This window comes from Maribacter hydrothermalis (assembly GCF_001913155.1).
Classification (GTDB): Bacteria; Bacteroidota; Bacteroidia; order Flavobacteriales; family Flavobacteriaceae; genus Maribacter; species Maribacter hydrothermalis.
Genome location: NZ_CP018760.1, coordinates 2,607,888 through 2,620,792, shown reverse-complemented (window position 1 = coordinate 2,620,792; position 12,905 = coordinate 2,607,888). Strand labels below are relative to the sequence as shown.

Annotated in this window: 9 protein-coding genes; 1 reads left to right on the top strand and 8 read right to left on the bottom strand. The window is 34.5% G+C overall.

The window, feature by feature from the left end:
• Positions 1–39: 39 nt before the first annotated feature.
• From ruvA to ruvB, 5 genes are all read right to left on the bottom strand, one after another.
• Positions 40–621 carry a Holliday junction branch migration protein RuvA gene (ruvA, locus tag BTR34_RS11100; protein WP_068481541.1) on the bottom strand — a complete coding sequence of 194 codons (582 nt, stop codon included), beginning with the start codon at positions 619–621 and terminating at the stop codon, positions 40–42.
• 71 nt (positions 622–692) lie between these two features.
• Positions 693–2,987 carry an NADP-dependent malic enzyme gene (locus BTR34_RS11095; protein ID WP_068481539.1) on the bottom strand — a complete coding sequence of 765 codons (2,295 nt, stop codon included), beginning with the start codon at positions 2,985–2,987 and terminating at the stop codon, positions 693–695.
• Positions 2,988–3,113: 126 nt separating this feature from the next.
• A complete protein-coding gene (locus tag BTR34_RS11090; protein WP_068481536.1) occupies positions 3,114–4,427 on the bottom strand; it encodes an MFS transporter in 1,314 nt (437 codons plus the stop codon).
• A gap of 168 nt (positions 4,428–4,595) precedes the next feature.
• Positions 4,596–5,516 (bottom strand): tRNA epoxyqueuosine(34) reductase QueG, encoded by a 921-nt coding sequence (queG, locus tag BTR34_RS11085; protein ID WP_068481876.1) that lies wholly within the window; start codon positions 5,514–5,516, stop codon positions 4,596–4,598.
• 2 nt (positions 5,517–5,518) lie between these two features.
• Positions 5,519–6,541, bottom strand: coding sequence for a Holliday junction branch migration DNA helicase RuvB (gene ruvB / locus BTR34_RS11080; protein WP_068481532.1), 1,023 nt, complete (start codon positions 6,539–6,541; stop codon positions 5,519–5,521).
• 129 nt (positions 6,542–6,670) lie between these two features.
• On the opposite strand from ruvB, the gene BTR34_RS11075 reads away from it, so the two are divergent.
• Positions 6,671–8,935 carry an acyl-CoA dehydrogenase family protein gene (locus tag BTR34_RS11075; RefSeq protein WP_068481529.1) on the top strand — a complete coding sequence of 755 codons (2,265 nt, stop codon included), beginning with the start codon at positions 6,671–6,673 and terminating at the stop codon, positions 8,933–8,935.
• Here the strand turns inward: BTR34_RS11075 and BTR34_RS11070 are convergent.
• The 3 genes from BTR34_RS11070 to BTR34_RS11060 form a co-directional block, all read right to left on the bottom strand.
• Positions 8,932–9,759, bottom strand: a complete 828-nt coding sequence (locus BTR34_RS11070; protein ID WP_068481526.1) for a GIN domain-containing protein — start codon at positions 9,757–9,759, stop codon at positions 8,932–8,934. The genes BTR34_RS11075 and BTR34_RS11070 overlap by 4 nt on opposite strands.
• Before the next feature lie 129 nt (positions 9,760–9,888).
• Complete coding sequence (locus BTR34_RS11065) at positions 9,889–11,718, bottom strand: cytochrome c oxidase subunit I (protein WP_068481524.1); 1,830 nt, start codon at positions 11,716–11,718, stop codon at positions 9,889–9,891.
• Positions 11,719–11,776: 58 nt separating this feature from the next.
• Positions 11,777–12,880 (bottom strand): cytochrome c oxidase subunit II, encoded by a 1,104-nt coding sequence (locus tag BTR34_RS11060; protein ID WP_068481522.1) that lies wholly within the window; start codon positions 12,878–12,880, stop codon positions 11,777–11,779.
• Between the last annotated feature and the right edge of the window lie 25 nt (positions 12,881–12,905).

Genomic DNA, 12,905 nt, shown 5'->3' with positions numbered 1-12,905 from the left:
AAGATTTAAGATTTTTAATTGCCCCGATTTTTAAACTTATTACAAATTTTTGAGCGCAAGTTTAATTATGTTCTCCACGCTTAAGGAAGCATCTTGACTAAGCACTTTATCGACAACCCTCTCTGCCTGTTTACGTGCGAAGCCTAGAACTTCTAAAGCAGATAACGCTTCATCTTTATTTGTATTGTTTGCGGTTAGCGAAAGTTCATCTATATCGTAAACTTTTAATACCTTATCTCTGAGGTCCAAAATAGCACGTTGGGCAGTTTTCGCACCTATTCCTTTGACAGCCTGTATAGAGGCTACATCTCCATTAGCTATGGCATCTCTAACTTGTGTAGGTGACATGGACGAAAGCATGGTTCTGGCAATACTTGATCCAATTCCTGAAACCGATAGTAATAATAGAAAAATTTCACGTTCAAATTTTTCTACAAATCCGAATAATGTATGCGAATCTTCTTTCACTTGAAGATGAGTAAATAGCGAGATATTCTCCTGTTCTAGTAATTTTGAAAATGTATTCAAAGAGATATTTACAAAATAACCAACCCCACCACATTCAATAATTACATGGGTTGGATTTTTTTCTACTAGTTTACCTCTTAAGTGATGTATCATATGACTTTAAATTAAATAGGGAAATAAAGTATGCTTACTCATTTCCCTATTCATACAGTATTAAAAGTTAGTTATTTGGTTTCCTTAGCTTTTTTACGCTTTTCTCGTTCTTGTGCATCTATTACAGCTACTGCCGCCATATTTACTATTTCATCAACACTAGCGCCTAATTGCATTATATGAACAGATTTTCTTAAGCCCACCATAATTGGTCCTATGGAATCTGCCTTATTTAATTCTTTAAGTAGCTTATATGTGATATTTGCCGATTCTAAGTTCGGAAAAATTAAGGTGTTTACCTTTCTTCCGGCTAATTTAGAAAAAGGGAATTTACTTTCATGAAGTTCCTTGTTCAATGCAAAATCTGTTTGAATTTCACCATCAACAACCAAATCGGGAGTGGTTTCGTGTAAAATACGAACTGCCTCTCTTACTTTTCTAGCATTAGGGTGTGTTGATGAACCAAAGTTGGCATAGCTCAACATAGCCAAAACAGGATCAAACCCAAAAGTAGAAGCAACATTTGCAGTCATTTGCGCAATTTCTGCTAATTCTTCTGCATTTGGTTCTATATTTATGGAGGTGTCCGCTAGGAATAAGGGGCCCCTTTCGGTAATCATAATATTCACTGTTGCAACTTTCTTAACACCAGTTGCCCGGCCTATAACTTCTAAAATTGGTTTCACCACTGTAGGGTAAGCTCTAGAATACCCAGATATCATACCATCGGCATCACCTTCAAGCACCATCATAGCTCCAAAATAATTTCGCTCGCGCATTTTTATTTTTGCACTATAAAAAGTAACACCACTTCTTTTACGGCTTTCCCAATATTTAGTGGCATAGCGAATATGACGTTCATCAAATTCTTCTGCCATTGGGTCAATAATGGTGATATCCGCATCGAACTCTAGTTCTTTTTTTAACTCAAGAATAATTTCTTTACGGCCTAAAAGAATTGGTTCAGCTATACCTTCCTCGTGAACAATTTGTGCTGCTTTTAACACATCTAAATGATCTGCTTCGGCAAAAACAATTTTCTTAGAGTTAGAACGTGCTCTACCATGTAAAAGTCGAACTACTTTATTATCGTTACCAGACCGAAGCATTAACTCTTCACGATATTTATCCCAATCTTGAATTGGAGCTTTGGCAACACCACTTTCAATAGCAGCTTTTGCTACAGCCGGTGGCACTTCGTAAATTAAACGTTGATCAAATGGTTTTGGAATAATATATTCTCTACCAAAAGTTAACCTTGTTTCACCGTAAGCAATATTTACTTGCTCAGGCACTGGTTGTTTTGTTAAATTGGCCAATGCTTTAACTGCCGCCATTTTCATAGCCTCGTTAATAGCAGTTGCTCTAACATCTAGTGCTCCTCTAAAAATAAAAGGAAAACCTAAAACATTATTTACTTGATTAGGATGATCCGATCGGCCCGTTGCCATAATAATATCTTTTCGAGTAGCAACTGCTAAATCGTAAGCAATTTCAGGATCCGGATTGGCCATGGCAAAAACAATAGGGCTTTTAGCCATAGATAATAACATTTCTGGTGTTACGACATTGGCAATAGAAAGTCCAATAAAAACATCGGCATTTACCATTGCTTCATCTAGCGTATCAATTTTTCTATCCGTAGCAAATTCTTTCTTCGCTGGTGATAAATTATCGGCATCCTTTCTAATAACACCTTTACTGTCTAACATGACAATATTTTCAGCTTTTGCCCCAAAAGCTTTATATAGTTTAGTACATGACACTGCAGCAGCACCCGCACCGCTAATTACAATACGAACCTCTTCTATCTTTTTTTTGGCAATTTCCAATGCATTTAACAACGCAGCCGCAGATATAATTGCGGTACCGTGCTGATCATCGTGCATTACCGGAATATCGAGCTCCTCTTTTAATCTACGTTCAATTTCAAACGCTTCGGGAGCTTTTATATCTTCAAGATTAATACCTCCAAAAGTTGGAGCGATCATTTTTACTGTTTCTATAAACTTATCTACATCTTCCGTATCTACTTCAATATCAATACCATCAATATCCGCAAAAATTTTAAAAAGAAGACCTTTACCTTCCATTACAGGTTTTGAAGCTTCAGGACCAATATTACCCAACCCTAAAACAGCTGTACCGTTAGAAATAATAGCAACCAAGTTACCCTTAGATGTATATTTATAGGCGTTATCTTTATCCTTGGCGATTTCTAAACAAGGCTCAGCTACACCAGGCGAGTAAGCTAGAGCAAGATCCCGTTGCGTACTATAAGGTTTTGTAGGTACAATTTTAATCTTACCTGGCTGTGGTTTAGCGTGGTAAATAAGGGCTTCCCTTCTTTGTTTTTCCTTGCTCATATTCTTCTATATTAAAACATCAAATTTAAAGGTATTCTACAATAAAGTGTTAAGCAGATTAGTTTTTATACAAAGAAAATAAATAGTGATGTTTTTGATAATCAAAAGCCCATTATATTAATACGACTAAACCACCTTCTCTTTGTTTGATACATTTAAGCGCAATGCCAAAAATCCTGAGATAGTAAAAAATACACCTGCAAACAGCATAGCATTTATAGCATTATTACCAAGCAAGTACTTATAAATTGGTCCGAAAGTAAGGGTCTCTATACCCATTGGAATTACGATCATCATATTTAGAATACCCATATATACACCACGCCTTTCTTGCGGAACCACTTTTGATACCATTGTATAAGGTATACCCATCATTGCCGCCCAACCTATGCCAAAAAGCACCATAGGTACCAAAACCATAATTGGATTTGTAATATAAGGAATTGCGAATAAAGAGATAGCCGTACCGAACAAGCTTAATGCATATATTTTTTTACCGCCAAATTTCAATGTCAAGGGCACCAAAGCCAAGGCAACTACCATAGTAACTATATTATAAGTTAAACTCATTTGCGCAGACTGAGAAGCAGCTTCGCCCGTTGAATAACCCATTGTCAATTTGAACAAAGGTGTAGTATACTGCCAGTAAATAAATAGAGCATACCATTGAAATAAATACACAGCCCCTACCCTCCACATAAATGTAGGCATTTTCTTTATGGAATCTGTAATTTCCTTAAATGGCAAAGCTATACGCTCAGTTAACGATTTAGATTTTGCTTTATTAATAGCTATCAATTCTTCTGATGAAGGCGGAATTTCAGGGGTTTTTAAAACTGAATAAAGGATAGTTGTTATAGAAAGAATAGCACCAATATAAAATGAGTAGTACAACCAAGTAGGAATAGTACCTGCTGCTTCTACGGTGTCACCTCCAAATAAATATTGAAATAATACTATTGAACCGTTAGCCAAAAGTATACCTGCGCCAACGAATAAACTCTGCATCTGATAACCCAAACTAAGTTGTTTTTCAGGTAATTTATCACCTACAAAGGCTCGATAGGGTTCCATTGCCATATTGTTTCCTACATCTAATATCCAAAGTAATCCTACAGCAAACCATAAAACCGGACTTGTGGGGAAAGCGAACAAACACAAACTTCCCAAAATTGCTCCAATTAAAAAATAAGGTTTACGTCTACCCCATTTGGCGGACCAAGTCTTATCTGACATGGCACCAATTATAGGTTGTACTATTAAACCTGTTACAGGGCCGGCAATATTTAAAATGGGTAACATATCTTCAGGGGCACCTAAGTAAAGAAAAATTGGATTTATGGCTGTTTGTTGAAGCCCAAAACTATATTGGATACCTAAAAAGCCAACGTTCATATTAAAAATCTGCCAAAAGCTAAGGCTTGGTTTATTTATTTTCATTTACACTTATGGTTCTTAAACTAGATCTAATAATTACACTATTCTTACCTAGGAGATTAAAATTTTTAGAATTACATAATATTTACCTATAAGCAATATAATATAATTAACTGTTAGCAGCACTTTTACAGGAAATAAAAGATTTCGCAAACGATTGAGTACCTTATTTTATTTTAAAAAATCAATATTTCTAGTAAGTCCCGAGAATTTAGTTCGTTTAACCGCAGACTTTTTAAAGACTTTTTGAAAAACATCTTCAGTAATTTCTTCCCAATCTTTTTTAGTCATGGACAGCAATTCTGGATTAGGGTTGAACAATGGTTCATTATGTGGTTTCGAAAATCGGTTCCAAGGGCAAACATCTTGGCATATGTCGCAACCAAACATCCAATCATTAAAAGAACCTTTCATTTCATTGGGCAGTTCATTTTTTAATTCAATCGTAAAATAAGATATACACTTGCTACCGTCAACTACATATGGTTCCACTATAGCTTGTGTAGGGCAAGCATCTAAACAAGCTGTACAAGTACCGCAATGATCGGTTACTATATGATCATATTCTAAGTCAATATCTACAATTAGCTCAGCAATAAAATAAAAAGAACCCACCTGTTGGGTTAAAAGGTTACTATTTTTACCGATCCACCCTAAACCGCTTTTGGCTGCCCAAGCTTTATCTAAAACTGGTGCCGAATCTACAAATGCACGCCCATTGACTTCCCCTATTTCTTCCGAAATAAATTCTTGCAATTGTCTTAATTTTACTTTAATAATATGATGGTAGTCTTGCCCATAAGCATATTTAGAAATTTTATAAGAATCTTCGTTTTGAGATTCTTCTGGATAATAATTTAACAAAAGGGAAATCACAGATTTAGACCCTTCTACTAATTTTGTTGGATCTAATCTTTTATCGAAATGATTTGCCATATAGCTCATTTCGCCATTCATGTTTTTTTTGAGCCACTTTTCTAATCTTGGAGCTTCTTCCTCTAGAAAATTTGCTTTTGATACACCGCATGATAAAAAACCGAGGCGTTTGGCTTCGGTTTTAATACTATTGGTCCATTTTTGTTTTATATCGATACTCAAAATAAACCAGGTTGAATTCCTCCTTTTACCTTTCCAAGGTGTTTATAGGCCAATTCCGTCACTTCTCGTCCTCGTGGAGTTCTCATAATAAAACCTTGTTGAATTAAAAAAGGTTCATATACTTCCTCGATAGTTTCAGCGCTTTCAGAAACAGCAGTAGCTAAAGTGGTAATCCCCACTGGACCTCCTTTAAACTTGTCTATTATAGTGGTTAGAATTTTATTATCCATTTCATCAAGACCATGGGCGTCTACATTTAAAGCCTTTAAACTAAACCTTGAAATTTCCATATCAATAGATCCATTGCCTTTAATCTCGGCAAAATCTCTAACTCGCCTTAAAAGTGCATTACATATTCGAGGTGTACCCCTACTTCTTCCCGCAATTTCTATAGCAGCTTCTTGTGTAATTGGTACACGTAATATTTCGGCACTACGCTCAACTATAGTGGATAGCAATTCAGTAGAATAATATTGAAGTCTACTTTGTATTCCGAACCTAGCACGCATAGGTGCTGTTAACAAACCTGAACGAGTAGTGGCCCCAATTAAGGTAAACGGATTTAAATTAATTTGAACTGAACGAGCATTTGGTCCAGTTTCGATCATGATATCAATTTTATAATCTTCCATTGCAGAATACAAATACTCTTCGACAATAGGACTTAATCTATGTATTTCATCAATGAACAATACATCGCGTTCATCTAAATTGGTGAGTAACCCGGCTAAATCTCCTGGTTTGTCTAAAACCGGACCAGATGTAATTTTAATACCTACACCCAACTCATTAGCCAAAATATTGGCCAATGTAGTTTTTCCTAAACCTGGCGGGCCATGAAACAACGTATGGTCAAGCGCCTCACCTCTTCTATTGGCCGCTTCCACGAAAACCTTAAGATTTTCCAACACCTGCTCCTGACCTGTAAAATCATCAAAATTTATAGGTCTTAAAGCTCTTTCAATATCTAATTCCTCATTAGAGAAACCTTCAGAAGATGGGTCTAAGTAATCATTCATATGCTAACAAAGATATACAAAGACGGGATAACTTTTGTATTCAAAAACTATCTAAATCCATTGCAACAGCACTTTAATGATACTTAATTTATCTAACAGTTTTATTTATAAAATTTGTAAATTCATACTATGACAAAAGAAAAATACACTGCTGAAGTTCTTCAATATATTCCCGTGTTTTATATTATTTGGTCTGACGACCTTTTATCTGCATCAGAAATTAATGTTGTAGAAAATGTAATTTCCGAAGACACTTCTTTAACTAAAAGTGATAAAAAAAAACTATTGAGCTGGTTAGACGTTAAAAATCCTCCTAAAAATGAGCTTTTTAAATTCTGGAAACAACTAATTTTAAATAGCGGTGTTAAACTTGTTGAGCAAGAAACCCACCCTCTTACTGTCTTTAGCCAAAAAGTAGCATCTTACTATCATAACAATGTTACTTTTAATGATCAGATTAAAGAGATAGAAATTAACTTAGGCATACAACCAAATCACTACAATCATTTATTTGAAGTACATATTGATGTTGATAATAATTCAGTTCAATATTCCGGAAAATTAATCGATGAAATCTTAAAAGGTAAACAAGCCAAAGTAGTTGATAGATTTAGAAACGTTTTAAAGGACCCTATATTTTCATGGGAGATATATAGAGATAAAGAAAAATTTAGAAATCATGTATTAGAACAGGTTTCGTTTCTAGCAAAGAAAGGCTATGGCGCAATGGCATACTCTAAAGCATATGGAGGCACCGATGATATGGAAGGGTATGCAGCCATTTTCGAAAATTTAATGTACGTAGATGGAAGTTTAGCTATAAAATTTGGAGTACAATTTGGCCTTTTCGGAGGTAGCATTCAAAAATTAGGTACCAAAAAGCATCATGACAAATACCTTACAGATGCTGGCACGGCAGAACTTTTAGGTTGCTTCGCAATGACAGAAACAGGACATGGTTCTAATGTTCGTGGAATAAAAACGACAGCTACATACAATCATAATACGGGGACACTAGTAATTGACACCCCGGGTGATAATGATAATAAAGAATATATAGGCAATGCTTTACATTCTACAATAGCTTCAGTTTTCGCTCAACTAATTGTTAATGGTAAAAATGAAGGCGTACATGCTATTCTTGTACCATTAAGAAATGAAAACCATGAATTATTATCGGGTATTAAAGTTGAGGATAATGGTTATAAATTAGGTTTAAACGGTGTAGATAACGGTAAAATATGGTTTAAACAAGTAACTGTACCTAAAGAGAACTTATTAAATAAGTATGGCACCATTTTAGCTAATGGAGATTACTATTCCGAAATAAAAAATCCAAATAAAAGGTTTTTTACCATGTTGGGCACCTTGGTAGGTGGCAGAATTTGCGTTGCCCGTGCCGGGCTTGGGGGAGCTAAATTTGCACTTACTATAGCTATAAAACATGCATTAAAAAGAAGACAATTTAATGATAGTGTAAAAATTCAAGAAGATTTATTGATGGATTATCCGTTACATCAGTTACGATTAACTCCATTATTGGCTAGTGCCTATGTATATCATATTACTTTAGATAAAATGATGCGTTTGTATTGTGATGAAACACAACCAGACAAAAGACAAATAGAGACTCAGGTAGCAGGATTAAAATCTATTATTACGTGGTATGCCAACGATACAATTCAAGAATGTAGAGAAGCTTGTGGTGGCAAGGGTTATTTATTAGAAAACCGCATAGCCGACCTAAAGGGAGATGTAGACATTTTCACAACTTTTGAGGGAGACAATAATGTTTTATTACAATTAGCCGCAAAAGGTGTACTATCAGATTTTAAAGCTGAATTTAATAGTGCCGGATTCTCTTCTGTATTAAAATTATTAAGCACGCAATTAAGCGATAAACTATCTACTATTAATCCTCTGTACTCGAACAAAACCGATAAAGCTCATTTATATAATCAAAAATTCCATGTCCATGCTTTTGAACATAGAACAAGAAGATTGACCTATACTATTGCAATGCGGATCAGAGGTTATATAAAAAAAGGAATTCCTTCGTACCAAGCCTTTTTAAAAGTCCAAACACATTTAATGACATTGGGTAAAGCTTATAGCACAGAACTAGCTTATAAGTCCTTTATTGAACACAACAACACTATAGGTGATCCACAGCACAAAGCTCTATTTGAAAAACTGGGCACACTATATGCGCTGCATGAAATTAGAAAAGATGCATCATGGTACTTAGAGCAAGGCTACATAGGTTCAACAAAATCAAAAGCTATACGACAACGTGTAGAAAGACTTTGTACAGAATTAAGACCACATCTAGCAAGTTTAGTAGATGGCTTTGGCATTCCAGATTATTTACTTAGCGCACCAATTGCAAATTAATTTTTTTCTTTATCTAACCTCGAGGTATCTAAAAAATCTAAAATAGTAATCTTCGCATCACCATAGAGCTTTGTTTTTGAAGCACCTTTAGAACTTAGTTGAAAAGAACTTAACGCCCTTATTTCCGCATCAGATGAATCTTCCGATATTAAAAGAACATCTGTTGATTGTAAATCAGAAGCCTTTAAAGAACTACTACCGTACAATTTTGCCATTAAAATATCAGTAGTACCTTCCATTTTTGCTGTAGCGTTTTTATACATATAAATACTATTATTTGCACCTGTAGAATATAATTTAACATCAATTCTATCTTTTAAAGTAATATTTAAAGAATCACTAGCTAAGTTAAAATCACCAGAGCTAATTTCCTCCATGGTAATATCAATAATATCAGCAGTTGCATTTAATTCTAATCTCGAAGTACCAGAGGTATACACCTGTAACCGATCTGTAGAAATTACATCTTTCATGCTTATTTTACCATTAAGCATCTTTACAGAATTTAATTCTTGAAAGAAAATTGTAATATTAAGTTTCTTTTTAGACGTAATATTATAAAATGATGATATTTTCAATATACCCCCATCAACGTTAAACTTTAGAACATCAATTAAATTATCATCTAATTCTAATGCATATCCTTCCTGAGAAGATTTTTGTAACACAATATCCAAATCATCAGACAATTCTATGGCAGAAAAAGATTCCAAATCTTCACGTACTTCAATTACATTTTTATTCCCCTTAATCTTAGGCTTTCGTTGAGAATAAGCTTGAAAAGATATAAATGAAACAAATAAAATTAGAACAATATTTTTCATAATCTATGATTTAAACAAAAAATGAAGGTATTCAATTTTAGGTAATTCAAAAAGGAACTTTAGAATTACTTATGAAGTAAACAAAAAAAGCCCAACTACAAATAGTTGGGCTTTCTTCAAAACATATTTTTAATGATTCATCTCTTCTTCATCAACCTGCAAAGGAATATGTTGAGGAACGTAATCTTGACCAGGAATTATATATTCACCCTTGTCATCTACTTTACTATAATCGTACGCCCATCTATGAACTTCTGGTATGGCACCAGCCCAGTTACCATGAACATGTTTTTGTTCTGCTGTCCACTCCAATGTATTTGACTTCCATGGGTTCTTTGGACCAACCTTACCGTAGAAAACGCTATAAATAAAATTTGCAACAAAAACCAATTGCGCAGCTGCAGCGATTATAGCAAAAACTGTCATTAACACTTGTATATCCGTTAATTCATCGAACATTGGGAATGCGGTATTCTCATAATATCTCCTTGGTACACCAGCCATACCTACAAAGTGCATTGGAAAGAAAACACCATAAGCACAGATGGCAGTTACCCAAAAGTGTACATAACCCAAATTCTTATTTAAAAGTTTTCCTTCAAACATTTTTGGGAACCAATGATAAACACCTGCAAACAAACCATACAAAGCAGATATACCCATAACTAAGTGAAAATGAGCAATTACAAAATAAGTATCATGTACATTAATATCTAATGTACTATCCCCTAATATTATCCCTGTTAAACCTCCTGTGATAAACGTAGATACAAAGCCTATTGAAAATAGCATAGCAGGATTCAATTGCAAATTACCTTTCCATAAGGTTGTTATCCAGTTAAATGACTTAACTGCAGAAGGTATTGCAATTAATAATGTTGTAAATGTAAATACAGATCCTAAAAATGGGTTCATTCCTGAAATAAACATATGGTGTCCCCAAACAATGGTAGAAAGAAATGCGATAGCAAGTATTGAAGCAACCATAGCTCGATAACCGAATATTGGCTTACGTGAACTACTAGCCATAATTTCAGATACTAGTCCCATAGCAGGTAAAATAACGATATACACTTCAGGGTGTCCTAAGAACCAAAATAAATGTTCGAATAAAACGGGTGAACCACCTTGATAATGCAATACCTCACCTTGAATAAAAATATCTGAAAGAAAAAATGAAGTTCCAAAACTTCTATCCATTATTAGCAACAAAGCAGCAGATAATAGTACCGGAAATGAAACAACGCCGATAATAGCTGTTACAAAGAATGCCCATATAGTTAAAGGCAATCTTGTCATTGACATACCTTTAGTTCTTAAATTAATTACCGTAACAATGTAATTAAGAGAACCTAATAAAGACGATGCGATAAAAATAGCCATAGAACTTAGCCACAAAGTCATACCCAAACCGGAACCAGGCTGGGCGATAGGTAGTGCGCTTAAGGGTGGATAAATTGTCCAACCAGCAGCTGCGGGTCCTGCCTCTACAAAAAGAGAAATTATCATTATAACACAAGACACAAAAAATAACCAAAAGGAAACCATGTTCAGAAAACCAGAAGCCATATCTCTTGCCCCTATTTGTAATGGAATCAATAAATTACTAAACGTACCACTTAAACCTGCAGTTAGTACGAAGAAAACCATTATGGTACCGTGCATGGTAACTAATGCCAAATAAATATCAGCATCCATTACTCCTTCCGGAGCCCATTTCCCTAATAGTGACTCAAATATTGTAAACGACTCACCAGGCCAGGCCAATTGCATTCTAAATAACAAAGACATAGCTATACCAATGAATCCCATAACTAAAACACCTGTAATAAGGTATTGCTTAGCGATCATTTTATGGTCTTGGCTAAAGATATACTTTGTTACAAAAGTTTCTTTATGATGATGTCCATGATCGTCATTTGCGTGATCATCTACATGTGCATGTGCTGTTGCTGACATAATCGTAATCTTATTTTTTATTAATTTTCTAATTATAGCTTTATTGATTGAAGAAGAATTACTCTCCTACTGAAACTGAATTTACCGTATTAAAAGCGGGACTTGCTTCATCTTTCATCACAGTTTGGGCAAATGTTGACTGACCTTTCATCCATTCATTATACTCCTCCTCGGTTTCAACAATAATTTTCATTTGCATATTATAATGCGATTTTCCACAAATCTTATTACAAAGTAATATATAATCAAATTCCCAAGGGTCAATGGCTTCTCCAGTACTAACCGCTTTCTCAGCTCTGATTTTATTCGTTCTTTTAACTTTATCCACAACGTCTGGATTAGCTCTCATTTCTTCTGTAGTATAAATAGGAGTAAAAGAAAACTCCGTAATCATACCAGGAACGCAGTTCATTTGTGCCCTAAAATGAGGCATGTAGGCAGAATGTAATACATCTTGAGAACGCATCTTAAAATTCACTTTTCTACCAACTGGTAAATGCAATTCTTTTACGATAACATCATCGTGAGCATACGTATCAGACTCATCTAAACCTAATACATTTGCTTTATCTATATCGATCATTCTAACATTTGCACCTCCTAAAACATTATCTCCACCGCCATATCTAGCTGTCCAATTAAATTGTTGTGCATATAATTCTACAATTAGTGGATCATCTTCGTCATTAACATCCATGATAGTTGTCCAAGTATATAGCCCCCATAAAATAAGACCCGCTAAAACGATTACAGGAATAATAGTCCATATAAATTCTAACCGATCGTTATCTGCATAAAATACGGCTTTTTGTCCTTTTTTACCACTATACTTATAACCGAAATAGTGTAATAAAGCTTGAGTAATAGTTTGTACAATAAAAATAATTACCATGGAAACTAGCATCAAATCATCAAATTCCTCACCATGCGCAGATCCAGCCTCCGGCAATAAAAATTTGCTATACTTCCAGAAACTAAAAATAGTAATCCCATAAATAAATACTAAAAATGCGAATAACAAATAACCATTATTCTTATTGTCGCTATCAGTAGCTATTTGGTGATTTTCAGTTTTAAGCTGAGATAATTCAAAGATTTTAGTCAATTGCCAAATGGCAATTGCTACAAGAACAAGAACAGCTAAAGTCAATAATGTCGTCATCGTATATATAAAATGTTATACTTTA

Bases quoted from the DNA above. Each gene is read 5' to 3' on its own strand.
- BTR34_RS11075 (WP_068481529.1), top strand. From the start codon at position 6,671: ATGACAAAAGAAAAATACACTGCTGAAGTTCTTCAATATATTCCCGTG.
- BTR34_RS11095 (WP_068481539.1), bottom strand. From the start codon at position 2,987: ATGAGCAAGGAAAAACAAAGAAGGGAAGCCCTTATTTACCACGCTAAA.
- BTR34_RS11090 (WP_068481536.1), bottom strand. From the start codon at position 4,427: ATGAAAATAAATAAACCAAGCCTTAGCTTTTGGCAGATTTTTAATATG.
- BTR34_RS11070 (WP_068481526.1), bottom strand. From the start codon at position 9,759: ATGAAAAATATTGTTCTAATTTTATTTGTTTCATTTATATCTTTTCAA.
- BTR34_RS11060 (WP_068481522.1), bottom strand. From the start codon at position 12,880: ATGACGACATTATTGACTTTAGCTGTTCTTGTTCTTGTAGCAATTGCC.
- BTR34_RS11065 (WP_068481524.1), bottom strand. From the start codon at position 11,718: ATGTCAGCAACAGCACATGCACATGTAGATGATCACGCAAATGACGAT.
- ruvA (WP_068481541.1), bottom strand. From the start codon at position 621: ATGATACATCACTTAAGAGGTAAACTAGTAGAAAAAAATCCAACCCAT.
- ruvB (WP_068481532.1), bottom strand. From the start codon at position 6,541: ATGAATGATTACTTAGACCCATCTTCTGAAGGTTTCTCTAATGAGGAA.